The following is a 25,375-nucleotide window of genomic DNA, read 5'->3' as shown; positions in this document are numbered from 1 at the left end:
GGATTGCGGAATTCGGGTGCATGCAAAGGCTCGCGCGTCGGCTACGTTCGTCGGTCATGGTCGATCGCCGAAGATGCCTGGTCCTGGTTCCGCTCGCACTGCTCGCCGCCGGTTGCGGGTCAGCCGAACCGACGCCGATCTTCGCCGCCGCGAGTTCGAGGCCTTCGACCGGGAGCGTGCCGATGATGGAGGCGGCGGCCCCGTCCGGCTCGCCGTTCGTCGCGGCGGACGGACGGGACTTGAGGGCCTGTGCCGACGGCGAGTGCGAGGTGCTGGTGCGGACTGGTGACCAGATCCCCAACGACGGCGGAGCCGGGCCGCTCTCGGTGGCGGTCCAGTCCGGGAAGGTGGGTCTGGCGCCCGCTTCCGGCGGGATGGGCGGGGCGGTGTCCGGTCCGCCGGGGATGGTCCATCAGATCAACCGGCAGGTGATCGCCGTCGTCGCGGTGCAGAGCGGTGAGGGGATCGTCCGGCTCAGCAAGAAGTAGTGGATCAGTTCAGGCCAGCCATGAACTCGCTGAGCAGCCGGTTCGCCGTGCCGGAGGTGTACAGGCGCTCGAAGTCGGCGCGTGCCACCCGATGGCGGAACTCCCCTCGGTAGGTCGCGTCTCCGGCGTCGTGGACGGTGTCGGTGAGCCAGGTCGCGAAAGCCTGGTAGTTCCACACGTCGCGCAGGCGGGCGTCGGAGTAGGCGTCGAGGAGGCTCGGATCGTCGTTCTTGTAGTGGCGGACCAGGGCGTCGGCGAAGACGTCGGCGTCGTGGAGGGCGAGGTTCATGCCTTTGGCGCTCATCGGCGGGACGATGTGCGCGGCGTCGCCGAGCAGGTGGAGCTTGCCGTGGCTCATCGGGCTGATCATCTCTCCGCGCAGTGGCAGTAGTTGTTTCTCGACGATCGCGCCCTTCGTGGCGAGCGGTTCGCCGAAGCGTGTTTCGAGTTCGCTCCAGATGCGTTCGTCCGGCCAGTCTTCGGTGGTGTCGTCGAGCGGGCACTGGAGGTAGAACCGGCTCGCCCGTGGTCCGCGCCCGAACTGGGCCGCGAATCCGCGCCGGTGGATCGCCATCAAGGTCTGCTGGTGAGCGGGCACCTCGGCGAGGATGACCAGCCACGCGTAGCCGTATTCGTGGGTGTGGAGGGTGATCCGCTCCTCGGGAAGGGCGTTCCGGGACGCGCCGTGGTTGCCGTCGCATCCGGCGATGAAGTCGCCTTCGATGATCGACCCGTCGCCGAGCCGGACGCGAGGACGTTCGTGGTCCTCCACGGTCACCTCGGTGTCGAACCGCAGGTCGCCTCCGTCCTGTTCGAACACGCTGATGAGGTTCTGGACCAGGACCTGCTGCGGGCAGAACCGGCCTTCCCGGTGTTCTTCGACGGAGAGTCGCAAGGGCCGGGACTGTCCGTCGACGCGGAAGCCGAGGTTCGGTTCGGCGGGGGCACCGCCGCCCACGCGGTCTTCGAGGCCTCGTTTCCGGAAGGCGCGGGCCGCTCTGGTGTCGATGACTCCGGCGCGCTGCCGGTGCTGGACGTACTCGCGGCTGCGCCGTTCGAAGACGACGCAGCCGATTCCCTCGCGGAGCAGGAAGTTGCCGAGCGCGAGGCCGGACACGCCTGCTCCGATGATCAGGACGGGCTTGGTCTCTTTCACTGTGGACATGATTCGAGTTTTGCCGAGGTCGGGGCTTCCTAGTACCGGTATCCTGACGATCTATGCTGGAATTCCGCCGAGGCCTCCCGCCGGGTGACACCGGCCGGGGATCGTTGGCCCACGGGCAGATGGTCGTTCCGCACACCCATGTCCGGGGCCAGTTGCTCTACCCGTCCACGGGCGCGCTCGCGACCACCACCGAGCGGGGGACCTGGGTCGCGCCGGCGAACCGGATCACCTGGACCCCGCCCGGATTCGAGCATTCCCATCGGGCCTACGGCGAGACCGAGGTCCGGCGTATCGACCTGCCCGTCCGGCTGGGCCGTTTCCTGCCCGCCCTGCCCTCGGTCTTCGCCGTGACACCGCTGCTGCGCGAGGCGCTCCTGGCGCTCAGCGACGGTCGTCCTCGCGGTCCGGGGCCCCGGCACCGGCTCCGCGGGCTGATCATCGACGAGCTCACCGACGCTCCGCAGCAGGAGCTGTACCTGCCCGAGCCCTCCGACGACAGGCTGCGTTCGGTGACCTCACTGCTCCACGCCGATCCGGCGAGTTCCGCGACGCTGCGCGAACTCGGGCGGAGCACCGGCGCCAGCGAGCGTGTGCTCAGCCGCCTGTTCCAGGAAGAGCTCGGCGTGAGCTTCCGGCAGTGGCGGAGCATGCTCCGCGTCCAGCACGCCCTGGTCCTGCTCGGCGACGGGCAAGCGGTCACCACCGTGTCGGCCCGGCTGGGCTGGGCGAACCCCACCAGCTTCATCGAGGCGTTCGTGGCCGTCGTCGGGGAAACGCCGGGTCGCTACCAGATCGGACTACGGCGCACGTAGTCCTGTACCTACTAGTATGTACGGCATGCATGCGATGCAGTACGAGATCACCCTCCCCGCCGACTACGACATGGGCATCATCCGCGAGCGCGTCGCCACTCGCGGGCATCTGCTCGACGACTTCGGCGGCCTGGGGCTGAAGGTGTACGGGATCCGCGAGCGCGGCGTCGACGGCTCGACGCTGAACCAGTACTCGCCCTTCTACCTGTGGCACGACGAAGCGGGGATGAACGCCTTCCTGTTCGGCGGCCCGTTCAACGGCATCGTCGAGTCGTTCGGGCGTCCCGCCGTGCAGCACTGGACCGTGCTCGGGTTCGAAGAGGGGCCCGCGTTCGGCACTCCCCCTGTGGCGGCGGGAAAGCACGTCGTCTCGATCCCGGCTGAGGCCGACCCTGTCGCGTTCCTGGGCGAGGCTCTCGACGGGCTTCGCGAACACCTGCAGCAGGACGGCGCGCATTCGGGGGCGCTGGCCGTCGATCCGCGGACCTGGCAGGTGGTGCGCTACAGCCTGTGGCGTGACGAGGCACCGGAGTCGGACGAGGTCCGGTATCGGATCCTCCACCTGTCCTCGCCGCATCTGGAGGAGCTGCGGCGAGGACGGCAGTGGGATCAGCCGAGCAGTGCGGCGAACAGCGTGCCGGGATCGGCCTCGGGCGAACCGGCGGGCCACTGATCCCGGTACGGGTACCAGAGCCCGTCCTTGCCCAGCCGCACCTGCACCCCTGTTCCGTGCACGGTGCACCGGTTGCGTTCGACCTCCAGGCCCTGGCCGGGATCGTCGACCACCTCGGCGAAAGCCGCCCTGGCGCGGCCCATCGCCTGTGGCGGCGGTGTCCACGCGGTCTCCAGGACCTCGAGACCGGCCCGGCCACCGTGCCGCCAGGCGAGCACCGCGCGGTCGAAGTCCTCACCGCTCGCGGCGGGGCGCAGCCTGTCGGCGATCTCGGCATGGCCGGCGGCGAGGCGGACCGCGTCCTGTTTGCGGGTGAGCTTCGGCTGCGACGTCAGCAGCGCGCCCGCCATCTCGCTCGCGTTGGCGGCCAGCAGCGCGAAGGTCTCCTCCGGGATGCCGGGTGCGCCGGGCACTGTCGGACCTCCGGAGGGTGTGAAGCCTGCCAGGTCCGGCAACGGGCCCGGCTCGTCGGCGTAGGCACGCTCGGGCGGGGAATCGTCGTCCCCGGTACGCACGAACCGAGGCGCGTTGCGCCGCTGCAGCTCGTCGAGGAGTTCCCGCTCGCCCTTGCCGCGCATCAGCAGCAGCACGAAGGGATCCGCGTCGAGCAGCCACGAGGCCTGGAACGACAGCGCCGCGGCGTGGCGGCACGGCAGTTCCCAGCCGGGACAGTCGCAGTCCGGATCGAGGTCGCCGATACCGGGCAGGAGGTGCACCCCGGCGTCGTCGGCGGCCTCGACGAGGTCGTGCGGCATGTCCCGGTCCAGCAGCGCCGCGAGATGCCCGGCACGGGAGGCGACCCTGTCGAGGAAGCGGTCCCATTCGTCGCCGGTCAGTTCGGCGAGGCGGACCTCGGTGCGGTACTGGCCCTCCTGGTCGTCGACCACGGCGGCGATCCGCCCCGGGCTGACCGTGATCGTGCCGACCCGGCCCGCCGCGGCGTACTTGCGGCCCTGTTTGAGCTGCCGCAGGTCCAGCGCGGTGTCCTCCATCGCGTTGATCCAGGCGCGGCCCCACCACGAGCGGGCGAACTGGCCGTGCCCGCCCTGGGGCCCGAAGGCGGGGAAGCCGCGGACGCGATCGTCGGGCGTACTCATCGGCGACTCCTCAACTCGACCAGATCGGCCAGTTCCGCGTCGGTCAGTTCGGTCAGGGCGGCCTCGCCACCGGCGAGTACCGCGTCGGCGAGCGCGCGTTTCTCGTGCAGCATCGCCGCGATCCGGTCCTCGACCGTGCCCTCGGCGATGAGCCGGTGCACCTGCACCGGCCTGGTCTGCCCGATCCGGTACGCGCGGTCGGTCGCCTGGTCCTCCACCGCGGGGTTCCACCAGCGGTCGTAGTGCACGACGTGGTCGGCGTGGGTGAGGTTGAGCCCGGTCCCGGCAGCCTTGAGCGACAACAGGAACACCGGGACCTCACCGGCCTGGAACCGCCGCACGAGCTCCTCGCGTTTGGGCACCGGCGTGCCGCCGTGCAGCAGCTGGGTGGCGATGCCGCACTGCGCGAGATGGCGTTCCAGCAGCCGCGCCATGGCGACGTACTGCGTGAACACCAGCACCGCGCCGTCCTCGGCGAGGATGGTGCCCAGGAGTTCGTCGAGCAGCTCGAGCTTGCCGGACCGGCCGTCCAGCGCCGCGTCCGACGATTCCTTGAGGTACTGCGCGGGGTGGTTGCAGATCTGTTTGAGCCCGGTGAGCAGCTTGACGATCCGGCCACGCCGCGCGATGCCCTCGCTGCCGGCGATCTCGGCCATCAGCTCGCGCACCGTCGCCTCGTACAGGGCGGCCTGCTCGGCCGTGAGCGTCACGGGCCGGTCGGTTTCGGTCTTGGCGGGCAGCTCCGGCGCGATCCCCGGATCGGATTTACGGCGGCGCAGCAGGAAGGGGCGGACCAGCCTCGAGAGACGCTCCGCGGCGTCCGGGTCCTTTCCGGACTCGACCGGTTTCGCCCACACCCGGCGGAAATCGGCCATGGTGCCGAGCAGTCCGGGGGTGGTCCAGTCGAGGATCGCCCACAGCTCGGCGAGATTGTTCTCCACCGGGGTGCCCGTCAACGCCACCCGCGCCGACGACGTCAGCGTCCGCAACGCCTTCGCCGTGCCGGAGCGGTGATTCTTGACGTGCTGGGCCTCGTCGGCGACCAGCAGTCCCCAGTGGACGTTCGCCAGGGGTGCCGGGTCGACGCGCAGGGTGCCGTAGGTCGTGAGCACGAAGCCGTCGCCCAGTTCCTCGAGCGAGCGTTCGGTGCCGTGGAACCGGCGCACCGGGACGCCGGGAGCGAACCGGGTGATCTCGCGTTCCCAGTTGCCCAGCAGCGACGCCGGGCAGACGACCAGGGTGGGGCCCTGCGCGCGGTGGAGGTGGAGCGAGATCAGCGTGATCGTCTTGCCGAGGCCCATGTCGTCGGCGAGGCAGCCGCCGAGCCCGATCGACGTCATGGCGGTGAGCCACTGCAGGCCGCGCAGCTGGTAATCGCGCAGGGTCGCGGCCAGACCCCGCGGCGGGGACTGCGGTTCCGGCGGCGCGAGCAGCCGCTCTCGTAGCGCGGCGAGCCACCCGTCGGTGAGGACGTCGACGCGTTCGCCGTCGACCTCGGCCGTCCCGCTCAAAGCGGCGCCGAGCGCGTCGATCGGGGTCAGCGGTTTCAAGGCGCGATCCCGTGCCTTCGCCGCCAGTGCCGGATCGACGAGGACCCACTGATCACGCAACCGCACGACGGGCCGGTGGGCCTCGGCCAGCGCGTCCATCTCGGCCGCGGTGAGCGGTGCGCCACCGAGGGCAAGCTGCCAGTCGAACTGCAGGAGAGTGCCGCCCGCGAAGAAGGACGGAAGGTCGCCCGGCGGTGCGTCACCCCCGCCGACGACGGCCTTCGCGCTCAAGTCCCGGACGAGATCGGCGGGCCAGTGGACGTCGATGCCCGCCGTGGCCAGCAGGGGCGCGGCGGTGGTGAGCAGCTCGGTGACATCGGTGTCGCCGAGCCCGACCTCGTCGGGAACCGCCGCGCCGAGCAGCGGTTCCAGCGGTGGCCACAGCTGGGCGGCGCGGCGGAGGGCCAGCATCACGTCGATGCGGGCCCTCGGGCCGAAACGGTCGTCGCCCGACCAGAGCGCGGCGGCGTCGATCAGGACGCCGGGGTCGGCGAGACTGTGCACCTGGACGACCCCGCTGAACCGGCCCGTCGTGAAGTCGTCGCCGGGTGCCTCGATCCGCACCGAGACCCGGACCCCGGAGTCCAGCCCGGCCGCGACCTCGGCCGCCCAGTCCCGCAGCTGCGGCACACGGTGTGCGGGCGGAGCGGCGAAGGCCTTGACGCCTGCGGCCTGTGCGGCCGCGGGCGTCCGGGGAAGGGTGTCGGCCACGGCGTCGAGGAACGCACGCAGCAGTGGATACCGCGCGGGCAGCAGGTTTCCGTCACCCGGGATCGCCCGCGCCCGCGCCGGCATCGCCTCGGACAGTTCGCGCAGCCAGGCGGCGTCGGCGGGTTCCAAGGGGCCCGCGCGCCAAGCATCCACATCGGACTCCGTGACACCGGGAAGCAGCCGGCCCGCCTCCGCGAGCTTCAACGCGGCGGTGGCGGCCGTGCTCCAGAAGCGCGCGGAGGGGTCGGCGCTTTCACGAAGCCGCAGCAACGCGGGGAGCGCCTCGGCCATCGGGAGCCGCACGCAGGGCACGCTGGCGATCTCGGGGAGAGCGACCGTCACCTCCCCGGTCCCCGGTGTGTCACCCTCGGCGTTCCAGAAGACGAATCCGCTGGCCCGGGCCGGATTCTTCGGTTCGAACGCGACGCTGTCGAAACCGTCGTGAGACGTCACTCAACCCCAATCTCTGTACGGTGTACAGTTCAGGATAACACAACTCTGTACACCGTAGAGAGAAGCGGATGACGGACGCGGACCACACCGGCACGGGCGATCCACGACGCACCATCGAACTGCTCTGGGGCGTGCGGGAGAAACCCCGTCGCGGCCCGAAACCGAAGCTCACGGTCGAGGAGATCATCACCGCCGCGATCGAACTCGCCGACGCCGAGGGCATCACCGCGCTGTCGGTGCGCCGGGGCGCGGAACGGCTCGGCGTCTCCCCCATGTCCATCTACACCTACATCCCCAGCCGCGCGGAACTGCTCGACCTGATGATGGACCGGGTGCACGGCGAGCTGACCGACCCGCCGCCGAGCCACGACTGGCGGGCCACCGTGACGATCCTCGCCGAGGACGCCTGGGCGATGTACCACCGCCATCCGTGGATGCTCCAGCTCACCACCAGCCGTCTCCCCCTCGGCCCGCACACCTTCGCCAAACACGAACGCGAACTGGGCGCCGTCGACGCGATCGGGCTCACCGACCTGGAGATGGACGCCGTGGTCGCGATGGTCAACGGTTTCGTCCAGGGCATCGCGCGCGGTTCGGTCGAGTCGGCGAGCCTCGTGCGGCGGTCCGGGCTGACGGACATGGAGTGGTGGACGGCCAGCGCCCCGGTGCTCGCGGAGATCCCGGAGGCCGACGCGGGACTGTTCCCGCTGGCGGCACGGATCGGTCAGGCGGCCGGGGAGGCGCACGGTGCGGCGAGCGCGCCACTGCACACGTTCCGGTTCGGGCTGGCGCGGATCCTCGACGGCGTCGAACAACTGGTGACCGGGGAGGCCCAGGGCTCGGAGCGGGAACTGCCCTCGTGAGAGGTCTCCTAGCTCTCCTGGGTACCTGCTGGCTTCTGGATGCGGATCGCCACGTCCGCCCCACGCGCACCAGCAGTCACACCATTGGATGGACGACTCGCGGTGAGATCCGGCCGCGCGGCGTGTCGTCCGTCCAATCACGCGAGTCGTCCGTCTGAGCACACGCGCCGTCCACCCAGTCACGCGAAGCGACCCCGCATTAGGTGCGATCGCCGCGTCGCAGCGAGCGGTACAGCAGCCACAGCGCCAGCGCGACCGGTGTCAGGACCGCCACGAACAGGATTCCCGCGAACATTCCGTAGCCGTGGGGATCGGAGGACACACCGACGGCGCTGAGCACCGCCATGCCCACCAGCAGCACGATCACCGCGGCGACACAGGCGAACGCCACGAGCACGACGCGCCGGAGCACTGTCCGCCGGGCGCTCTCTTTCGGCTCGTCCATGTTCGGCTCCACGGGTCGCAACGTCACTCCGGGTCGGGAGTGCAGACGGTCAGGAACGACTTCCGGTTCTCGCGTTGGACCTCCGCGACGTCCATCCAGCCGCGCTGGCCGAACAGGTAGCTCCCGGACGGGTGCTGGGCCGACTCGCGCAGCACCTGGGCGACGTCGGCCTTGGCGCCATTGGCTTTCGGGCCGTCGACGGTGACGGCGATCGAGCTCGCCTTGGTCCAGTTGTAGCCAGCGGGCAGCGGCGTCTGGACCTGGAGAGGCCCACCGCCGTCCGGCGACGATCCCCCGCCGGTTCTCAGCAGGTCCATGCGCTCGACCTGCACCCCCGGCCGCGGCGCGGTCCACACCTGCTCCGTGCTCTGCTGGGTGCCGGAGTCGAAGGTCAGCCTCAGCCGGACGACGCCCTCGCACGGGGTGCCGGTCCACAGCTTCAGGACGCCGTCGTCGACGCGGAACCCGGCCGCGGGCGGCAAGGACGGCGCGAACTGCGCCTTGGTGTCGCACGCCCCGCTCACCGCCGCCACGAGCAGGGCGGCGCAGGCGACGCGCGGCCACTTAATGGTATCCGCCATCGGAAAGTCCAGCGTCTTCCTCGGTCTCGTTGCCGCCGGTGACCTGCTCCCACGCGTAGGAGGCGAGGAAGCCCGCGTAACCTTCGCGCCCCCACTGCTGGGAGTGGCGCTCTTCGTGGTGCAGCAGCCGGTCCATGTCGAGCGAACCCTGGGACGCGCCGTTGTCGTCCTCGTACCAGGCGTGTCCCGACTTCGCGACCTCTCGGAGCTGTTGCGCCGGATCCTTCGGGTCGTCGATGTTCAGCATGAACGTGTCGCCCCAGGTCGTCCCGCCGCGTTGGCTGAACTGGTCCTGGATGAGGTTCCCGCCCAGCCCCATCATCATGCCGTTCGGAGTGGTCACCAGCCGCCCGCCGTTGTCGTGCACGAAGCCGACATCGTCGTCGTAGCTCCAGGAGTTCTCCCGTTGCCGCTCGGTGATCCGCCGCAGTTCCTCGGATCCGTACGGTGTCGGCGCGAAGTCGGTCTTCTCGCCTTCGGTGCCGTAGTCGGTTCCCGCGTTCAGGAGGTAAGTCATCCGCACCGCCTTGGCGGCGTCGTCCCCGCTGACGTCGGTCGGCATCAGGAAGTACGACTTGAAGGTCCCGTCGCCGTCCTCGTCCTCGCGGATCTCTTCCATCCCGTCGAGGATCTCGAAGTCCTCCGGCGTGATGTCGTGTTCGGCGGCGATCTTCTTGATCGTGTCGATCGACACGCCCCGGAGCACGGCGTTCTCGAGCCATTGCCGGTAGTGGCCGGACGCGGGTGGCCCGCTCAGCAGCCCGGCGTCGCGCAGCGCCTGCTCCATCTCGACCACTCCGGCATCGATCTCCCCGCCCTTCTTGGCACCGGCCAAGGTGGTCGCTCCGTGGTCGCTGATCTCGCCGTCCTGCGCGAGCCGCATCACCCGGGCGAGGGCGGCGTCGATGCCGTTCGCCGTGGTGAGGATCGCTTTGGTTTCCTGCTCCAGCTGCTTCCTGATGGTTTCGCGGTGCCGCGCGGTCTCGGCGCGGTCCTCGGCCTCGAATCGCGACTTCGGCGGAGGGTCGGCGGGCTTGTTGTCCACGATCGCGCCGTCGGCGGCGATGCGGAACTGGTAGGTGTCGGCGAGGGAGTCGTTGTTGGCGACCCGGGTCTTCAGGGCGGACACGTCGTCCGACGCGTTCTGCAGGCCGCGTTCGACGGCGGACAGCTCAGCGATCAGGATCTCGGCCTTGTTCCGCGTGTCTCCCAGCGAACCGCGGGCGCGCTCGCCGGCGGGGCCGTGCCAATCGGGCAGCTTCCTGGCGTCGTCGAGCTCGTCCTGCAGCCCGATGAGTTTGTCCCGCCGCCCACTCAGGTTGGTGGACGACGCGTTGAGCGCCTCAGCGTCCCATTTGCGGACGTCGTCGTAGCCGACCGTCATTCCCCGAAGGCCTCTTCCGCGGAGCGCTCGTTTTCGGAGTACGCCTTCGCGGCCGCCGTGATCGATTCGCTCCACTGGTCGATCTCGTCGGCCCGCCCCTTCGCACGCTCGTTGAACGTCGAGGCCAGTGTGGGCGCGTTCTTCGCCGCGTCCCCACCCGGCAACGCCGTCGCGATCGCGTCCAAGCCGGTACCGGGTTCCACGCCCCTGGCCTGGTCCGCGGCGGATCCCGCGGCCTTGGCCGCGTTCCGCAGCTGACCGATCTCGACCTCGTACCCGCTCACAGCCCGCGACCCCCGACCCTGGATTGGTCAGCGGGACTCTACTCGAGCTCGGGAGCCTCCACACTCGATTCGGACGAGAGCGCGGGCGCCTCCTCCACCACCGGCGGGCGGGCGAGTTCGGCCAGCTGCCGCACGACGTCGTCGTACCGCGCCTGATCCGCGACCGCGCGGGCCTGTGCGCGCTCCAGTTCCTCTCCGAGGGCCGTCGCCCGCGCCTCGGCGAGGCTCCTGGCCGTGTGTTCTTCCGCGAGCGACGCACGCACCCGGTCCAGCTCTCCCCGGAGGCCCGTGGATTCCTGCCGCGCGGCGGCGCAGTCCTTTTCGGACACCGTCACCCGGGCCTTCGCCTCGTCGAGACGGTCCAGCAAGGCTTCGAGTTCGGCCACCGCCCGCGCGAGCGCCGTGTCCCGCTCACCCAGATCCGCTGTCAGCCGGGTCTTTTCCTCCCGGACGGCCGCGAAGTCCTCGCGCAGCGTCCGGAGATCGGCGACCAGCGCGTCGCGGGAGCGTTCGGCCGCCACTGTCGCGGCTTCGGCGGCACCTCGGGCTCGTTCGTGGGCGGCGATCTCGGTCCACGCCCGCTGGCGGGTCTCCTCGGCGTCCTTCAAGGCCTGTTCGGCGGTGCGTTCCGCCTTGGCCTTGGCCATTTTGTCGTCCCGGGACGCGGCCAGCGCGGTCGCACGCGCCGTGTCGGCCTTCGCCGCCGCCTGCTGGGAGTCCTCGGCCTCGCGCCGGGCCGTGGCCATCTCGGTCTCGGCTTCGGTGACCCGGCCGAGCGCGGCCCCGGCGGCGTCGTCGAACCGCGAGCGCATCGCGTCCAGCAGTTCCACGAGCGACGCCGCCGTCGGAGTGAACTCGTCGGCGATCCGCCGGACCTCGAGCAACGGGTCGGCCACGCTCGCCACCGCCGCGGCCCGCCGGGCCCGCGACGCGGCGTCGGCGTGCGTCTTACTGCAGTAGGCCGATGGCCGACCGCCCTTGCGTTTTCCCTCGGCGTCCACCGCGGGCGGGGGCAAGGGATTCTCGCAGCCTTCCAGCGCGCACAGCCGGACCTCGTCGGCGTCCGTATCGATCACCGCAGCAGGGTAGCGCTGCCCCGTGGGGCGGGAGGCGGGGCAACGCCGAGAAAACCGTTGGTCCCGCCGAATAGGGTCGGCCCCATGCGTGTCCTGTTCACTTTCGCCGGCGGCAACGGCCATTTCCGGCCGCTCGTCCCGATCGCCCGCGCGCTCGCCGCGGCGGGTCACACGATCGCGTTCACCGGCGAGCCATTGATGGTCCCGATCGTCGAGGCGGCCGGTTTCACCGCGTTCCCCTCGGGCCCGAACCTCGGCAGCGACGGCAAGCGCCGCCCGTTGCTCGCCGTCGACAGGGACCGCGAGGACGCCGACTTCCGCGACGGTTTCGTCCGCCGCACCGCGCCTCGGCGCGCCCAGGACGTCTCGGCACTGTGCGAAGCCTGGGACCCGGATCTCCTCGTGTGCGACGAAGCCGATCACGGCTCGATGATCGTCGCCGAGAAGCGCGGTCTCCCCCACGCGACCGTCCTGGTCACCGCCGCCGGCGTCCTCATCCGCCCCGAACTGGTCGACGACGCTCTCAACGAGGTCCGCGCCGCCCACGGTCTTCCCCCGCAACGGAACCTGGAGGCGGCCTATCGCCATCTGGTGCTGTCCCCGTTCCCCGCGAGCTTTCGCGATCCCCGGTTCCCGCTGCCGACGACCGCGCGGTCCTTCCACATCCCCGTTCCCGGACGCGGTCCGGTGCCGGAATGGCACGTCGAAGGCCGCCCGACGCTCTACTTCACCCTCGGCACCATTTTCAACACCGAATCCGGAGATCTGTTCGCCCGGGCGCTGGCCGGCCTGCGGGAGATCGACGCGACCTGCGTGGTGACCGTCGGGAACCTCCTCGACCCCGCGGAGTTCGGCGGGCAGCCGGAGCACATCCACCTCGCGAAGTACCTGCCGCAGGACGACGTCCTCCCGTACTGCGACGCGGTTCTCAGTCACGGCGGCTCGGGCAGCCTGCTGGGCGCGATCGCGTACGGACTGCCGATGGTCCTGCTGCCGATGGGCGCCGACCAGCCCCACAACGGCGACCGTGTCACCGGACTCGGGCTCGGCAAGGTCCTCGACGTCATCGACGCGACACCGGAGGACATCCGCGACGCCGTGTCCGCCGTGCTGCGCGAACCGTCCTACCGGGAGGCCGCCGGACGGTTGCGGGACGAGGTCACCACGTACCCGCCGCCGGAGAAGACCGTCCCGTTGCTCGAAGGGCTGCTCCGGTGACCACCGACCTCGACACGGCGATCACCCACGCGTTCCGTGAGGAGTCGGGGCAGGTGATCGCCACCCTCATCCGGGTCACCGGCGACTGGGATCTGGCCGAGGAATGCGTCCAGGAGGCTTTCGCGCTCGCGGTGCGCACCTGGCCCCGCGACGGTGTCCCGGCGAAACCCGGCGCCTGGCTGACCACGGCCGCGCGCAACCGGGCCACCGACCGGCTCCGGCGGAAGGCCGTCGGCGCGGAGAAACTGCGGGAAGCCGCCGAACTGACCGCGTCCGCCGAGCCGGAGTGGGACGAGAGCGGCGTCCACGACGACAGGCTGCGCCTGATCTTCACCTGCTGCCACCCCGCCTTGCCGTTGGAAGGTCAGGTCGCGCTCGCGTTGCGGACGCTGGCCGGACTCACGACCGCCGAGATCGCCCGCGCCTTCCTCGTCTCCGAGACGACGATGGCGCAGCGCCTGCTCCGGGTGAAGCGGAAGATCCGCACGGCGGGCATCCCGTACCGCGTGCCGCCGTCGGAGCTGCTGCCCGAACGCACCGCCGCGGTACTGGGAATGCTGTACCTGCTGTTCAACGAGGGGTACTCGGCCAGCGCGGGCACCGATCTGCTCCGCGCTGACCTGTCCGCCGAGGCCATCCGTCTCGCCAGGATCCTCACCGGACTGATGCCCGGCGAACCGGAAGTCCTGGGACTGCTGGCCCTGCTGCTCCTGCACGACGCCCGGCGGGCCACCCGGGTCGGCGGCGAAGGCACCCTCGTCCCGCTCGAGGAGCAGGACCGCGGACGCTGGAACACCGCCGAGATCACCGAGGGCACCGAACTGCTGGAATCCGCGCTCCGCCGGGGAGTGCCGGGGCAGTACCAGATCCAGGCCGCCATCGCCGCCTGCCACGCGACCGCGCCCGGCCCTTCCGACACCGACTGGGCCCAGATCGCCGCCCTCTACGGGGAACTGCTGCGTTTCGTGCCCTCGCCGGTGGTCGCGTTGAACCGCGCCGTCGCCGTCGCCATGGCCGAGGGGCCCGCGGCCGGGCTCGAACTGGTGGACGAGCTCACCGCGGAGGGCGGTCTCCCCGGCTACCACCTGCTTCCCGCGACCCGCGCGGACCTGCTCCGTCGTCTCGGCCGGTTCGGGGAGGCCGCCGACGCCTACCGCGAGGCGATCGCGCTCACCGGCACCGACGCGGAGCGCGCCTACCTGTCCGGGAAACTCGCCGAGATCTCCTGACATCTGGCGGGTCAGGCGCGGGCGTGCACGATCAGCCCGCCCACCAGAGCGCCGAAGCCGCCGATCGCGGCCAGGGTCCGGACCAGGTTCCACCGTTCCCAGACCCCCTCGAACTTCGCCCGCAGCGCCTCGAAATCGGTGCCGACACCGTCGAAACCGGCTTCGAGCGCGTTGTTCAACGGCACGTTGATCGCCATGGTCACGATCAGCATCACCAGCAGCAGCACGAATCCCGCGATGATCCACGGCAGCGCGGACCGCAGCTCCGACCGGAAGTGCAGCGCCGCCGCCACCGCGGCGAGCAGTGGCGCGCCGCCGAAGCTCAGCGCGAACCAGCCGTTGAGGATCGCGATGTTGATCTCGCGCATCCCCGTCACGTACGTCCGTGCGTCGGCCCGCGCCAGTCCCGGCATGACCGAGCACGTGTAGGCGTAGAACAAGCCCGCGATCAACCCCGCCGCGATGACGGCCGCGATCAGGACGATCTCGCTCAGCGTGGACATTCCTGTCGCCTCCCTTCCGATTCCCGTTCGTTTCATCGATTCCAGACCCCAGTGGCCGCGGCTTTCTCGGCGTAGTCGGAGAAGTCCGTCGCAGGCCTGCCCAGCACCTTCTCGACGTCACCGGTGACTGATGCGTTCCGGCCGTCGAGGATCCGCGTGAACAGGTCGGTCAGGCCCTCGATCTCCTCCTCCGGCACGCCCTGCTCGGCCGCGCCCGCCGCGAATTCCGCCGCGGAGACCGGAACGTACCGGACATCTCGCCCCGAAGCCTTGCCGATTTCCGCCGCCACGTCCGCGAAACCGAGCAACCGGGGTCCGGTCAGCTCGTAGACGCGGCCGTCGTGCCCGTCCGTGGTCAGTGCCGTCACCACGACGTCGACGATGTCCTCGACGTCGATGAACGGTTCGGTCACCTGCCCCGCGGGCAGCACGATCTCGCCGGCGAGCACCGGTTCCAGCAGGAAGTGCTCGCTGAAGTTCTGGGCGAACCAGCTGGCCCGCACGACCGTCCACTCGGCACCGGAGTCACGCACGCCCTGTTCGCTGACCACGGCTTCCTCCTCGCCGCGGCCGGACAGCAGCACCAGCCGCCGGACACCGTGGTCCACCGCCAGTCGCGAGAAGTCGCGGATCGCCTCGGCCGCGCCGGGGAAGGCGAGGTCGGGGTAGTAGGTCAGGTAGGCCGCGCCGACCCCGGTGACCGCGGCGGTCCACGTCGAGCGGTCGTCCCAGTCGAACGCGGGCCGTGAGGCCTTCCGGACCTCGATGCCCTGGTCGGTCAGCCGCTGCGCCACCCGGCGGCCGGTCTTGCCCGTCGCTCCGAGGACCAGCACCGTTTCGTTGTTCTTCGTGTTTGTCATGCCCTTAGTCAAGCGCCTCAGGATGAGACGGAACATAGTTCAAAGGCTCTGTTCCATGTTTCATCGTCTACACTTCGGGGCATGGATCCCCTCGCCGGTCTGCTCGACGGACCCCGCGCCCGCGGCGCGTTCCTGCTGAAGTCGGTCATGACCCCGCCGTGGTCGCTGCGCATCGAGGACGAGGCACCGCTGACGGTGATGGCACAGGTCCGCGGCGAGTCCTGGGTCGTGCCCGATCGCGGGGACGCCGTCCGTCTCGGCACCGGCGACATCGCCATCGCTCGCGGCCCGGATCCGTATCTCGTCGCGGACGATCCGGCCACCCCACCGCAGGCGATGATCCTGCCGGGACAGGAATGCCTGACCCCGGACGGACGACATCTCACCGAACTGTCGGACCTCGGCGTCCGCACGTGGGGCAGCGACCCGGACGGCCCCGTCGTGCTGCTCACCGGCACGTACCCGCTGGAGGGCGAGATCAGCAAACGGCTCCTCACCGCGCTGCCGTCGCTGTTGGTCGTGCGCGACGAGGAGTGGGAGAACCCGCTCGTGCCGTTGCTCGCCGGGGAGATCGTCAAGGACACCCCCGGGCAGGAAGCAGTCCTGGACCGGGTGCTCGACCTGATCCTGGTCGCCGCGCTGCGGACCTGGTTCGACCGGCCCGGGGCCGCGGCACCGGCCTGGTACCGGGCGCATAGCGACCCCGTTGTCGGACGAGCGCTGAAACTGTTGCAGCACAAGCCTTCCGAACCGTGGACGGTGGCGAGCCTCGCGGCCGACACCGGGGTTTCCCGGGCCGCGTTCGCCCGCCGGTTCACCGCCGCGGTGGGCGAACCGCCGATGGCCTACCTCGCGGGCTGGCGCATCGCGCTCGCCGCGGATCTCCTGCGTCAGCACCCCGACGTCACGATCGGCGCTGTCGCCCGGCAGGTCGGCTACGGCAGTTCGTTCGCGCTCAGCACCGCGTTCAAACGCGAACACGGTGTCAGCCCGCAGGGTTACCGCACCGGCGTCGCGTAGCGCTCGACCAGTTCGGCGCCGATCCGCGCGAGTTCTTCCCGGACCGAGGGCGGGCCCAGCACCTCGATCATCGAGCCCCAGCCCGCGAGTTGCTGGGCGATCATCCACGCCACCGGCGCCGACACCGTCACCCGCACGCGTCCGTCGTCCAGCGTCTCTTCGACGACGGAGTGCCGTCCGAAGTGGTCTTGCAGGATCGGCAGATGCCGCTCGGCGATGAGCACGGTCGCGTCCAGCCCCGAACGGCGCTGCTCGACCCTGTCGACCACCTGATCCCACGCCCGCGACAACTCGAAGTCGTCCGGCCGTCCCGCGGGCAGGTCGCTCATCTCGGCGTCGGAGATGCGATCGACGCGGAAGGTGCGCTGGCCCTTGTCGGTGCCCGCGATGAGGTACCAGACGTCGTCCTTGTCCACGAGCCCCCACGGATCCACGAGCCGCTCGGTCGGTTCCGCGCCCTTCTTCGCATAGCCGAAGCGGACTTTGCGGCGGCGGACGATCCCCGCCTGCAGCACGGTGAGCGGTTCGGGCCGTTCCTTCTCCCGTTCACCCCACCGCGACGGGTCGATGACGACAGCGTCCGCGGCGGCCTGTGCGTCGGCCCGGAAGGTGTCCGGCAGGGCGCGGACCAGTTTCCGCAGCGCGGATTTGACCTCGGGCGAGAGCGACGCCGCCGGCCCGGCGAGCAGGAACAGTGCCTGTGCCTCCGATGCCGACAGTCCACTGAGGTCGGTTCGCGCGCCGCCGATCAGCGACCATCCGCCGCCTCGCCCCGGCTGCGGGTAAACCGGAACGCCCGCCGCCGACAGCGCCTCGAGGTCACGCCGGGCCGTGGCGACCGAGATCTCCAGTTCGTCCGCCAGTTCGGAAGCCGTGACGCGGCCACGCGCCTGCATCAGCAGGAGGGTGGCCACCAGGCGATCGGCACGCATCGCCTCAGTCTGGCAGCCAAACCGCTCATCCGATGCGCACTTTGCCCCTGCGGTAGTGGCGGTTACCAGTGCGAGGGGTGGGAGAGCGACTCCGGCAGCTTCGTCGTCGCGTCGCCCTTGGCCGCGTCCAGCTGAGACTGGATGAGGAAGAGGGCGTCGCGGAAGTCCGTGCCGCGGATGTCGGCGTCACGCAGGTCGGCCCCGATGACGTCGGCCTGCCGGAGATCGGCGCCCCGCAGGTCCGCTCCGATCAGGTACGCCCCACGAAGAAGCGCGCCACGCAGGTTCGAACCCTTGAGTTTCGCGCCGATGAGGTCGGCACCGCGCCGGTCCTTCTTCTTGCCCGGCACCTCGGCGCGGGCGAGCTCGCTCGCGCGCAGCAGCAGGCCGTTCACCACGCCCCGGTGCGCGTGGACGTCGAGTTCGCGCAGCACGCCGGGTGTCTCCAGCGTCATCCGCTCGGTCTGGTCGACCAACTCGGCCAGGTCCGCGCGGATCGTCGTCGAAGACGGGAGCGCGGCCGCCTCGGTGAGGTAGTAGAGCAGCTCCTGCAGATCCCGCATGACCGGGAAGACGGCGAACATCGACCTCGCCGTCTTCGGCGCCTTTCGCCAGTCCTCGCCGCCGAAGGTGATCTGGGAGACCTTCTGGCCCGCGCCGAAGCAGTCGTAAACCGTGCAGCCGGTGAAGCCCTTCTTACGGAGCTTGTCGTGGATGCCGCACCGGGAGTCCTCGCGAAGGTTCGGGCACGCCTGTCCCGCCGGTTTGGTGATCGCGAAATCGGCCGACGCCGCGAAGGCCGGGACGACACAGCACAGACCGAAGCAGTTTTCGCAGTCGGCTCGCAGGCTCGAAAGGGCTGGCACGGTGGTTCGGACTCCAGATGCTCGAGAGGTGTTCCACCCACAGGGTACGGAGGGGCCGAAGTGCACTTTCCGTGCAGGGCCCCGCCGCCAATGGCCGCCAGACGAAGGTCGGGTCCTGCCCCATTCAGTCGATATCGGACATATCAAACGCTCAATAACCTCGATCTTCGTGGGATTCGGCAGGTGCCGTCCCATGCGGTCGAGCTGGACCGCTTTCCGCCGCTGTGGTCTTGACCGGCCGGTCCCCTGCGAACGACAGGACGAACACATGCGAGAGATGAGACAAGCGCGTTGGCTGTCCCGTGCCGGAATGGCGAGCGCGGTCGCGGTGGCGATCAGTGTGACCGCCGCTCCCGCGCAAGCCGCCGAGGGACAGATCCTCGCCGCGGGATCCCCCGAAGCGATCCCGAACAGCTACATCGTCACGCTGAAGGACTCCGGCGTCGTGGGCGCGCTGGCGAACCGTTTCGGCGCGAAGGTGGAGCACGTCTACAGCAGCTCGCTCAACGGTTTCTCCGCGACGCTGTCGGAGAGGCAGGCCAAGCGGCTCGCCGCCGACCCCTCGGTGGCGTCCGTCGAGCAGAACCAGGTCGTCCACGCGGACGCGACCCAGACCAACCCGCCGTCCTGGGGCCTCGACCGCGTCGACCAGCGCAACCTCCCGCTCGACAAGAAGTACAGCTACACCTCCACCGGCGCGGGCGTGAACGTCTACGTCATCGACACCGGTGTGCGGATCAGCCACCAGACCTTCGGCGGCCGCGCCCGCAACGGCTACGACTTCGTCGACAACGACGCCGTCGCCCAAGACGGCAACGGTCACGGCACCCACGTCGCGGGCACCATCGCCGGTTCGCAGTACGGCATCGCGAAGGGCGCCACGATCTACGGCGTCCGCGTGCTCAACAACTCCGGCAGCGGCACCACCGCCGGCGTCATCGGCGGCATCGACTGGGTCACCAAGAACCACGTCAAGCCCGCCGCGGCCAACATGAGCCTCGGTGGCGGTGCCTCCACCACCCTCGACGACGCCGTCCGCCGGTCGATCGCCGCGGGCGTCACCTACGGAGTCGCGGCGGGTAATTCCAACGCGAACGCCTCGGGCTTCTCCCCCGCCCGCGTGACCCAGGCGATCACCGTCGGCTCGACCACCAACACCGACGCGCGCTCCAGCTTCTCCAACTACGGCAACCTGGTCGACATCTTCGCGCCGGGCACGAGCATCACCTCGTCGTGGAACACCAATGACACCGCGACGAACACCATCAGCGGCACCTCGATGGCGACCCCGCACGTGGTCGGCGTCGCGGCCCGTTTCCTGCAGAACAACAAGACCGCCACACCCGCCCAGGTGGCCACCGCACTCATCAACGCGGCCACTCCGGGCAAGGTGACCAACCCGGGTTCCGGTTCCCCGAACCGGCTCCTGTACTGGGCGCCCACCGCCTGACGTAGCCGCGCGTGAAGGCCCCCTTCCCTCGGCTGGTCACTTCAAACCCATGGCCGAGGGAAGGGGGCCTTCACGCGCTTTCGGGCCGGGGTGTCAGAGAACCTTGCGGATACTCGGCACCACGGCCGCCAGCCCGGCGGCGTTCGGGTGCAGCGGTGCGAAGCTGTTGTTCACCACCGACGGGATGAGCCCTTCGATCCATTTGACGCCGATCGGCTGGCAGGCGTCGTGACCGATGCTCGGCGTCCGGATGTCGACGTACTTCGCTCCGTGCGCCGCCGACTGCTCGGCCATCCGCGCGTTGAGCCGGTCGATGTTGCCCTGGATGTAGTCGGCGTCCTGCGACAGCACCGGGACCAGCGGCCAGCAGCCGCGAGGTTTGATCCCCGTCGGGTAACCGACCATGACGATCTCGGCGCGCGGGGCCCGCTGCCGGATCTGCTCGATGACCGTGCCGTAGGTCGCGGCGAAGGCGTCGATCCTGGTCGCGTACTTGTCCACCCCGCCCGCGGTGTTGGCCGCCTTGCACGAAGCGCCCACCGGAAGCAGGTTCACACACGACGACGCGAGCCCGACCAGCCCGATGTCGTTGCCGCCCATACCGACCGTCACCAGGGTCGTGTCGGCCGAGAGCGCGTCGTACTGCGGCGGATTGGTGCCGGAGACGATGCCCTTCTGCGGATTGGTGAAATGAGACGTGGTCGCGCCGCCGCAGGTGACGTCGCGCAGTTCGTCGACCTTGAGCTGCTTCGCCAGCAGCCCCGCGTAGTTGATCGCGGACCGGGCGCAGGTGAACAGATCGGACTGCGGCAGGACCACGGAGCCCGCCGAGAACGAGTCACCCATCGCGACGTACACCTGTCGCTCCGCCGCGGCGAGGGCCGGTGTCCCGATACCGACGAGGGTGAGTGCGGTGCCCGCCACCGCGGCGATCCGAGCGAGTCTTCCCCAGCGAGAACGTGTCACTGCCGCCTCCTGCATGCGTCGTCGAATGCTGCGGTCAGCGTCCGCCGGAAACGGGTGAACCACTAGAACGGAGGCGCGCGTTCTTGATCGGAGTTTTGTAGGTTGCCTCTATGCCCCTGCAGCCGGCACAGCCCTGGCGCCGGCTGGACGCCTCGGTGCTGACCCGGCTGGAGCCGGACACCGCCGCGATCGCGTCCGCCGCGATGGACCAGGTCCGCGCCGGGCTGCGGATCCCGCTCGACGACCGGACGGCGGCGAACCTCCAGTCCACCCTCGACGTCGCGCTCGACTCCTTCTTCAGCGAGATCGGCCATCCCGACGTCACCAGCGATCGCGAGGTCTACCGGGCGCAGGGCCGGGCCCAGCACACCGCCGGCCGCAGCCTGGAGGAGATGCTCGGCTTCTACCAGTCGGCGGCGCTGGAGGTGTGGCGGCAGCTCACCTCGGCGGCGCCCGCGGTGGAACTGCCGACCCAGGCGATCGTCGAACTCGGCGAGGCGCTTTTCGCCTTCATCGCCGAACTCTCGGCCTCGGCCGCCGACGGGTACGCCGAAGCGCGGTCACAGGCGGCGCGGGCCGGGCAAGCGCGGCGGGACAGGCTCCTCGGCCTGCTGCTCTCCGAACCGGCGGCCACCAGAGAGGTGCTCGACGACGCCGCGAGCCAGGCGGCGTGGGTGCTGCCCGGCCGCCTCGTCGTCGCCGTCACCAGTGCCGATGTCGCGCCGCAGCTGCTGGACCGGATGCCGGGACGGGTGCTGATCGGCCGTCACCACGACCTCACGGCCGTGGCCATGCCCGCCGACAGGCTCGAGTGGTACCTCGGCAGGCTCCGGGATCTGCTCGGCCGCGACCAGGCCGGGGTGGGCCCGGCGGTGCCGCTTCACTCGGCCGCGCTCAGCGCCCGCCGGGCCAGTGCGCTGTGGCGGCTCGCCCGCACCGGCGCCCTCGGCGACAGCGCCCTCGTGCACACCACCGACCACCGCATCGACCTGCTCCTCACCGCAGATCCCGAACTCGCCGCCGAGTTCGCGAACGACGTCCTCGCCCCGCTGGCCGATCTGCCCGAACCGGCGAGGCAACGGCTGACGGCGACCCTCGCGGCGTGGCTCGCGCGGCCCGACCAGCCCCAGGCGATCGGCGTCGAACTGCACGTCCACGTCCAGACCGTCCGCTACCGGATCCGGCAGCTGCGCACACTTTTCGGCGGCACGATCGACGACCCGGCGGGCCGCTTCGCCTTGGCCATCGCGCTGAGGATCGATCCACTGGTATCGAGGGAACCTACAAAGCACTCAGAGCGGGACGTCCATCCGCTGCGTCCCGACGACCGATAGCAGCCGCAACGCGTTCTCCGACGGGGTGCCGGGGTCGGCGGTGTAGATCACGACCTGCTGGTCGCGGTCGGTGATGTCGAGGACGTCGCAGTTCACGCTGACCGGGCCGACCAGCGGATGCTGGAACGTCTTGCACAGGGTGGGTGCGGCGCAGACGTCGTGCGCGGCCCACAGCCGGGCGAATTCCTCGCTGCCGTCGAGGAGTTCGCCGATCAGACCGGTGATCTCGGGGTCGTCGGGGTAACGGCCCGCGGTGGCACGCAGGTTCCGGACCGCGCTCGCCGAGAACTCCTCGACGTCGGACACCCCGTACATCCGCCGCCCCGGCGATCCGAGGAACGCGCGCCGGACGAGGTTGCGATCGCGCCGCGGCAGCGCGGAGAAGTCCTCCATCAGCGCGGCGGCGAGGTCGTTCCAGGCGATCACCTCGTAGGTCGCGGACAGCACGATCGCCGCGGCCTGCGGAAGCCGCTGCAGCAGCGCGAGAATGCTCGGCCGGACCTCACGGGAGGGGCCGGGCGGCGGTCCCGGCGGGGCACCGGCGAGGTGGTGCAGGTGATCGCGCTCCGCATCCGACAGCCGCAGCGCCCTGGTCAGCCCGGCCAGCACCTCACGCGAGGGACGGGGACCACGGGCCTGCTCCAGGCGCGTGTAGTACTCGGTCGAGATGAACGCCAGCTGCGCCACCTCTTCGCGGCGCAGGCCGGGAGTGCGTCGGCGCGGTCCGGCGGGCAGGCCCACGTCGGCGGGGGTGATCCGCTCGCGTCTGCTGCGCAGGAAGTCCGCCAGTTGTCGTCTGTCCACCACTCCAGTGTGGACGATGGCGGCGCGCCAGCCAGGTACCGCCGATGCCTGGATGGGCACCGGGCGCGGGTGAATTGTCGGTGCCATGACCAACACAACGACTGTTTCGGGCCTGCTGGACGGCAAGGTCGCCTTCATCACCGGCGCGGGCCGCGGTATCGGTGCGGCCGCCGCGCGGCTGTTCGCCAGGGAAGGCGCCCGCGTCGTGCTCGCCGCCCGCACCGAGACCCAGCTGAAGGCCGTGGCCGAGGAGATCCGCGAGGCTGGCGGCGTCGCGGACCACGTGGTGTGCGACCTCGGCGACACGGCGAGCATCCGCGCGGCCGTCGACCGTGCCGTGGAGTTGCACGGCAGGCTCGACATCGCCTTCAACAACGGCGCGACGAACGTGCCGCCCGGCCCGATGGATCAGGTGACCGAAGCCGATTTCGACCACATCTACGCGGTGAACCTCAAGGGCCCGTGGCTGTCGATGCTCGCCGAGATCGAGGCGATCCGGGCGACCGCGGGGACCGGGGCCATCGTCAACAACACCAGCGTCGGCAGCCTGATGGCCAACCCGGATCTCCCCGCGTACGGCGCGATGAAACGAGGCGTCAACAGCCTCACCGCCTCGGCCGCCGTCACCTACGGTCCGGAGGAAATCCGGATCAACGCCGTCGCCCCCGGAACGACGATGACCGAGATGTTCGACGAGTGGGTCACGAGTTCGCCGGGCATCCTCGACCAGCTCAACGCGCGGACCCCACTGGGGCGAGTGGCAGAACCCGAGGAGATCGCGCAGGCCGCCGCATGGCTGCTGAGTGACCGGGCCTCCTACGTGACCGGCACGGTGCTGCGGGTGGACGGCGGCATGCTGTCCTGACCCGGTCAGGAGTGGGTGAGGCGCGGAACCGGTGTCCACCCGTCGACGTCTGAACGCGCACGACCCACCCCTGACCAGGGGTTTGCCCGAGGAGAAGCCGATGCCGTTCCTTGATCCCGAACCGCTCCATGCCAAGCTCACCTCGGGAGACGCCGCGGGCATCGCCGAGGTCGGCGCCACGATCGCCGACACGAAGAAGTCGCTGCAGACCGTCGCGGACGGGATCTCCGACGGTGCGCTGCGAGCGGCGCGGTCTTGGCGCGGCACGGCGGCGGCGGAGTTCGTCGGCAAGGCCAAGGAGTCCTCGCGGAACCTCGCCGAGGTGTACGCCCGGCTCGACACCGCGGAAGCGGCGGTCGACGGCGCCGCGGAGGCGTACTCCGCGCTGCGGGCCTCGGCCGACAACGCCATCGCGCCGTGGCGCAAGCTCGGTCTGAGCGATCTGCTCGAAGCGCCGGATATCGCGATGAAGACCGTCCGTGCGCTGACCGTCGCCCAGCAGACCTACGAGAGCCGCCTGAACGCCTTCGCCGCCACGACCGGCGACGAGGGCGGCTGGGACAGCGACGGGAACGCCGACATCAGCGGCGTCGATCCCGGGGAACCGTGGACGTCGCAGGGTTTGGCCTACGACGGCAAGAACCTCCTGGTGGGCTCGTATCACGACGGCGACGGTGACGGGAAAGGAGACAACCCGATCGGTCCCGGGCTGACTCCGAGCAGGCTGACCTACGTCGACTACGAGACCGGCCGGGAAGCGGGGAACGTCTATCTCGACGGTGACGGCGAAGTCGGCGCGCCCACACACACCGGCGGCGTCGCGACGGACGGTGAGCACGTTTGGGTCTCGTCCAACGGATATGTGTACGTCTACGACAAAGCCCAGCTCGACGCCGCCCAGGACAGCGGCAAACCGGTCAACGCGATCGACGTGGTCGAGACGCCCGCCCACAGCTATGTCACCTACGCCCAGGGCAAACTCTTCGTGGGCGACTACACCAACAACCGGCTTTACGAGGTTCCGGTCGGCGACAACGGGTCACCCCAGCCTGACAAGGCCGGAGACCCGATCGAGACACCTGACAACGTCCAGGGTGTAGTGGTGCGCGACGACGAGTTCATCTTCTCCTCCTCCGACGGGCACAGCGGCAGGTTCTACCGCCAGGACCGGACACCGGAGTGGTACGACTTCAACGATCGAGAAGAAATCGAGCTGAAAGGCGGCGAGCCGGGCAACGACGACGGCTACGACTCGCACGGCGTGGAGGAAGCCGTCGAGATCGACGGGGAGATCGTGCTGGCGCACGAATCCGGTGCCTACGGCTACCAGAAGAACCCGGGCTCCAAATGGGACGAACCGGAGCTGACCAGGATCTCCCTGGAGGAGCTGGGTCTCGATCCGGACGGTGCGCTCTCCTCCGCAGATGCCGGCTACGAGACCGATCCCGACTCGCTCGTCGGCGCCGCCGGCGTCCTGGACGGTGCGACGTCGAGGTTAAGCACCGCCGCGGGCGTGCTGTCTCGGCTGCAACTGGTGCCGCGTCTGCTCGGCGACGTTCCCGCCGCCGCCACCTTCAGCGACACCCTGACCAAGCGCATCACCGCGGCGGGTGACCGGTTGACAGCGGGTGTGGACGCCGTCGGTGGCATCGCCGACAGCCTGGTCACCGGCGCGGACACCTACCGGCGCGTCGAGGACGGGATTCGCGAGGGACTGGACAAGCTCGGCGACGTCCTCTCCTAGCC

The 25,375-nt window shown here is 70.2% G+C and carries 25 protein-coding genes; 11 read left to right on the top strand and 14 right to left on the bottom strand.

The genetic code is table 11. The features are described from left to right. Positions 1 to 56 precede the first annotated feature (56 nt). The gene (locus tag HDA45_RS41570; protein ID WP_184904989.1) at positions 57 to 488 is read left to right on the top strand and encodes a hypothetical protein; all 432 of its coding nucleotides are present in this window, start codon (positions 57 to 59) and stop codon (positions 486 to 488) included. 4 nt (positions 489 to 492) lie between these two features. Here the strand turns inward: HDA45_RS41570 and HDA45_RS41565 are convergent, their stop codons facing one another. Next, on the bottom strand, positions 493 to 1,653 hold the full coding sequence (locus tag HDA45_RS41565; RefSeq protein WP_184904987.1) for a 4-hydroxybenzoate 3-monooxygenase: 1,161 nt from the start codon (positions 1,651 to 1,653) through the stop codon (positions 493 to 495). A 53-nt stretch (positions 1,654 to 1,706) separates the two neighbouring features. Between HDA45_RS41565 and HDA45_RS41560 the strand changes: the two genes are divergently transcribed. Both HDA45_RS41560 and HDA45_RS41555 read left to right on the top strand, forming a co-directional pair. Beyond that, positions 1,707 to 2,465, top strand: coding sequence for an AraC family transcriptional regulator (locus HDA45_RS41560; protein WP_184904985.1), 759 nt, complete (start codon positions 1,707 to 1,709; stop codon positions 2,463 to 2,465). A 25-nt stretch (positions 2,466 to 2,490) separates the two neighbouring features. Further along, a complete protein-coding gene (locus HDA45_RS41555; protein WP_184904983.1) occupies positions 2,491 to 3,138 on the top strand; it encodes a DUF4865 family protein in 648 nt (215 codons plus the stop codon). Here HDA45_RS41555 and HDA45_RS41550 read toward each other — a convergent pair. Together HDA45_RS41550 and HDA45_RS41545 are read right to left on the bottom strand one after the other, a co-directional pair. Then, positions 3,075 to 4,235 carry an SWIM zinc finger family protein gene (locus HDA45_RS41550; protein WP_184904981.1) on the bottom strand — a complete coding sequence of 387 codons (1,161 nt, stop codon included), beginning with the start codon at positions 4,233 to 4,235 and terminating at the stop codon, positions 3,075 to 3,077. The genes HDA45_RS41555 and HDA45_RS41550 overlap by 64 nt on opposite strands. Beyond that, positions 4,232 to 6,949 (bottom strand): SNF2-related protein, encoded by a 2,718-nt coding sequence (locus tag HDA45_RS41545; RefSeq protein WP_184904979.1) that lies wholly within the window; start codon positions 6,947 to 6,949, stop codon positions 4,232 to 4,234. Before HDA45_RS41545 ends, HDA45_RS41550 begins: the two co-directional genes overlap by 4 nt. Positions 6,950 to 7,017: 68 nt before the next feature. Here HDA45_RS41545 and HDA45_RS41540 point away from each other — a divergent pair, with 68 nt between their 5' ends. Further along, entirely contained in the window at positions 7,018 to 7,812 is a 795-nt protein-coding gene (locus HDA45_RS41540; RefSeq protein ID WP_184904977.1) for a TetR/AcrR family transcriptional regulator, read from the top strand. A gap of 199 nt (positions 7,813 to 8,011) precedes the next feature. Here HDA45_RS41540 and HDA45_RS41535 read toward each other — a convergent pair whose 3' ends face one another. From HDA45_RS41535 to HDA45_RS41515, 5 genes are read right to left on the bottom strand one after another with little or no spacing between them, the layout of a single operon-like run. Further along, the gene (locus HDA45_RS41535) at positions 8,012 to 8,257 is read right to left on the bottom strand and encodes a hypothetical protein (RefSeq protein ID WP_184904975.1); all 246 of its coding nucleotides are present in this window, start codon (positions 8,255 to 8,257) and stop codon (positions 8,012 to 8,014) included. 23 nt (positions 8,258 to 8,280) lie between these two features. Next, positions 8,281 to 8,838: a hypothetical protein gene (locus tag HDA45_RS41530; RefSeq protein WP_184904973.1), complete on the bottom strand. Its 558-nt coding sequence runs from the start codon at positions 8,836 to 8,838 to the stop codon at positions 8,281 to 8,283. Beyond that, positions 8,822 to 10,222, bottom strand: coding sequence for a hypothetical protein (locus HDA45_RS41525; protein ID WP_184904972.1), 1,401 nt, complete (start codon positions 10,220 to 10,222; stop codon positions 8,822 to 8,824). The genes HDA45_RS41530 and HDA45_RS41525 overlap by 17 nt, the downstream gene beginning before the upstream one ends. Beyond that, complete coding sequence (locus HDA45_RS41520; RefSeq protein ID WP_184904971.1) at positions 10,219 to 10,506, bottom strand: hypothetical protein; 288 nt, start codon at positions 10,504 to 10,506, stop codon at positions 10,219 to 10,221. Before HDA45_RS41520 ends, HDA45_RS41525 begins: the two co-directional genes overlap by 4 nt. A gap of 38 nt (positions 10,507 to 10,544) precedes the next feature. Then, positions 10,545 to 11,582, bottom strand: coding sequence for a coiled-coil domain-containing protein (locus tag HDA45_RS41515; RefSeq protein ID WP_184904970.1), 1,038 nt, complete (start codon positions 11,580 to 11,582; stop codon positions 10,545 to 10,547). A gap of 84 nt (positions 11,583 to 11,666) precedes the next feature. Here HDA45_RS41515 and HDA45_RS41510 point away from each other — a divergent pair, with 84 nt between their 5' ends. Together HDA45_RS41510 and HDA45_RS41505 are read left to right on the top strand one after the other, a co-directional pair. Next, on the top strand, positions 11,667 to 12,800 hold the full coding sequence (locus HDA45_RS41510; RefSeq protein ID WP_184904969.1) for a glycosyltransferase: 1,134 nt from the start codon (positions 11,667 to 11,669) through the stop codon (positions 12,798 to 12,800). Then, the gene (locus tag HDA45_RS41505; protein WP_184904968.1) at positions 12,797 to 14,029 is read left to right on the top strand and encodes a sigma-70 family RNA polymerase sigma factor; all 1,233 of its coding nucleotides are present in this window, start codon (positions 12,797 to 12,799) and stop codon (positions 14,027 to 14,029) included. The genes HDA45_RS41510 and HDA45_RS41505 overlap by 4 nt, the downstream gene beginning before the upstream one ends. Positions 14,030 to 14,040: 11 nt before the next feature. Here HDA45_RS41505 and HDA45_RS41500 read toward each other — a convergent pair whose 3' ends face one another. Together HDA45_RS41500 and HDA45_RS41495 are read right to left on the bottom strand one after the other, a co-directional pair. Further along, on the bottom strand, positions 14,041 to 14,532 hold the full coding sequence (locus HDA45_RS41500) for an anthrone oxygenase family protein (protein ID WP_184904967.1): 492 nt from the start codon (positions 14,530 to 14,532) through the stop codon (positions 14,041 to 14,043). 32 nt (positions 14,533 to 14,564) lie between these two features. After that, entirely contained in the window at positions 14,565 to 15,392 is an 828-nt protein-coding gene (locus HDA45_RS41495; protein WP_184904966.1) for a Rossmann-fold NAD(P)-binding domain-containing protein, read from the bottom strand. Between the two features lie 81 nt (positions 15,393 to 15,473). On the opposite strand from HDA45_RS41495, the gene HDA45_RS41490 reads away from it, so the two are divergent. Continuing rightward, positions 15,474 to 16,412, top strand: coding sequence for an AraC family transcriptional regulator (locus HDA45_RS41490; RefSeq protein ID WP_184904965.1), 939 nt, complete (start codon positions 15,474 to 15,476; stop codon positions 16,410 to 16,412). Here the strand turns inward: HDA45_RS41490 and HDA45_RS41485 are convergent. Next, a complete protein-coding gene (locus tag HDA45_RS41485) occupies positions 16,391 to 17,344 on the bottom strand; it encodes a helix-turn-helix transcriptional regulator (RefSeq protein WP_184904964.1) in 954 nt (317 codons plus the stop codon). The genes HDA45_RS41490 and HDA45_RS41485 overlap by 22 nt on opposite strands. Before the next feature lie 62 nt (positions 17,345 to 17,406). Then, complete coding sequence (locus HDA45_RS41480) at positions 17,407 to 18,210, bottom strand: pentapeptide repeat-containing protein (protein WP_184904963.1); 804 nt, start codon at positions 18,208 to 18,210, stop codon at positions 17,407 to 17,409. Positions 18,211 to 18,478: 268 nt separating this feature from the next. Here HDA45_RS41480 and HDA45_RS41475 point away from each other — a divergent pair, with 268 nt between their 5' ends. Continuing rightward, positions 18,479 to 19,660 (top strand): S8 family peptidase, encoded by a 1,182-nt coding sequence (locus tag HDA45_RS41475; RefSeq protein ID WP_343072276.1) that lies wholly within the window; start codon positions 18,479 to 18,481, stop codon positions 19,658 to 19,660. A 93-nt stretch (positions 19,661 to 19,753) separates the two neighbouring features. Here the strand turns inward: HDA45_RS41475 and HDA45_RS41470 are convergent, their stop codons facing one another. Beyond that, positions 19,754 to 20,626, bottom strand: coding sequence for an SGNH/GDSL hydrolase family protein (locus tag HDA45_RS41470; protein ID WP_343072275.1), 873 nt, complete (start codon positions 20,624 to 20,626; stop codon positions 19,754 to 19,756). Between the two features lie 110 nt (positions 20,627 to 20,736). Here HDA45_RS41470 and HDA45_RS41465 point away from each other — a divergent pair, with 110 nt between their 5' ends. Further along, positions 20,737 to 21,960 (top strand): PucR-like N-terminal domain-containing protein, encoded by a 1,224-nt coding sequence (locus HDA45_RS41465; protein ID WP_184904962.1) that lies wholly within the window; start codon positions 20,737 to 20,739, stop codon positions 21,958 to 21,960. Here the strand turns inward: HDA45_RS41465 and HDA45_RS41460 are convergent. Then, positions 21,919 to 22,764, bottom strand: coding sequence for an MmyB family transcriptional regulator (locus HDA45_RS41460; protein ID WP_184904961.1), 846 nt, complete (start codon positions 22,762 to 22,764; stop codon positions 21,919 to 21,921). The two genes, HDA45_RS41465 and HDA45_RS41460, sit on opposite strands and share 42 nt — an antisense overlap. An 85-nt stretch (positions 22,765 to 22,849) precedes the next feature. On the opposite strand from HDA45_RS41460, the gene HDA45_RS41455 reads away from it, so the two are divergent. After that, positions 22,850 to 23,629, top strand: a complete 780-nt coding sequence (locus HDA45_RS41455; protein WP_184904960.1) for an SDR family NAD(P)-dependent oxidoreductase — start codon at positions 22,850 to 22,852, stop codon at positions 23,627 to 23,629. A 100-nt stretch (positions 23,630 to 23,729) separates the two neighbouring features. Then, positions 23,730 to 25,373, top strand: coding sequence for a WXG100 family type VII secretion target (locus tag HDA45_RS41450; protein ID WP_184904959.1), 1,644 nt, complete (start codon positions 23,730 to 23,732; stop codon positions 25,371 to 25,373). The last annotated feature ends 2 nt before the right edge of the window (positions 25,374 to 25,375 follow it).

It is taken from the genome of Amycolatopsis umgeniensis (genome assembly GCF_014205155.1).
In the GTDB taxonomy this organism is placed as follows: Bacteria; Actinomycetota; Actinomycetes; order Mycobacteriales; family Pseudonocardiaceae; genus Amycolatopsis; species Amycolatopsis umgeniensis.
This window is presented reverse-complemented; position numbering and strand designations above follow the sequence as displayed.

Coding starts and splice junctions, on each gene's coding strand:
- HDA45_RS41570 (WP_184904989.1), top strand. CDS start 57: ATGGTCGATCGCCGAAGATGCCTGGTCCTGGTTCCGCTCGCACTGCTC.
- HDA45_RS41565 (WP_184904987.1), bottom strand. CDS start 1,653: ATGTCCACAGTGAAAGAGACCAAGCCCGTCCTGATCATCGGAGCAGGC.
- HDA45_RS41560 (WP_184904985.1), top strand. CDS start 1,707: ATGCTGGAATTCCGCCGAGGCCTCCCGCCGGGTGACACCGGCCGGGGA.
- HDA45_RS41555 (WP_184904983.1), top strand. CDS start 2,491: ATGCATGCGATGCAGTACGAGATCACCCTCCCCGCCGACTACGACATG.
- HDA45_RS41550 (WP_184904981.1), bottom strand. CDS start 4,235: ATGAGTACGCCCGACGATCGCGTCCGCGGCTTCCCCGCCTTCGGGCCC.
- HDA45_RS41540 (WP_184904977.1), top strand. CDS start 7,018: ATGACGGACGCGGACCACACCGGCACGGGCGATCCACGACGCACCATC.
- HDA45_RS41535 (WP_184904975.1), bottom strand. CDS start 8,257: ATGGACGAGCCGAAAGAGAGCGCCCGGCGGACAGTGCTCCGGCGCGTC.
- HDA45_RS41530 (WP_184904973.1), bottom strand. CDS start 8,838: ATGGCGGATACCATTAAGTGGCCGCGCGTCGCCTGCGCCGCCCTGCTC.
- HDA45_RS41525 (WP_184904972.1), bottom strand. CDS start 10,222: ATGACGGTCGGCTACGACGACGTCCGCAAATGGGACGCTGAGGCGCTC.
- HDA45_RS41510 (WP_184904969.1), top strand. CDS start 11,667: ATGCGTGTCCTGTTCACTTTCGCCGGCGGCAACGGCCATTTCCGGCCG.
- HDA45_RS41500 (WP_184904967.1), bottom strand. CDS start 14,532: ATGTCCACGCTGAGCGAGATCGTCCTGATCGCGGCCGTCATCGCGGCG.
- HDA45_RS41495 (WP_184904966.1), bottom strand. CDS start 15,392: ATGACAAACACGAAGAACAACGAAACGGTGCTGGTCCTCGGAGCGACG.
- HDA45_RS41490 (WP_184904965.1), top strand. CDS start 15,474: ATGGATCCCCTCGCCGGTCTGCTCGACGGACCCCGCGCCCGCGGCGCG.
- HDA45_RS41485 (WP_184904964.1), bottom strand. CDS start 17,344: ATGCGTGCCGATCGCCTGGTGGCCACCCTCCTGCTGATGCAGGCGCGT.
- HDA45_RS41475 (WP_343072276.1), top strand. CDS start 18,479: ATGCGAGAGATGAGACAAGCGCGTTGGCTGTCCCGTGCCGGAATGGCG.
- HDA45_RS41465 (WP_184904962.1), top strand. CDS start 20,737: ATGCCCCTGCAGCCGGCACAGCCCTGGCGCCGGCTGGACGCCTCGGTG.
- HDA45_RS41455 (WP_184904960.1), top strand. CDS start 22,850: ATGACCAACACAACGACTGTTTCGGGCCTGCTGGACGGCAAGGTCGCC.
- HDA45_RS41450 (WP_184904959.1), top strand. CDS start 23,730: ATGCCGTTCCTTGATCCCGAACCGCTCCATGCCAAGCTCACCTCGGGA.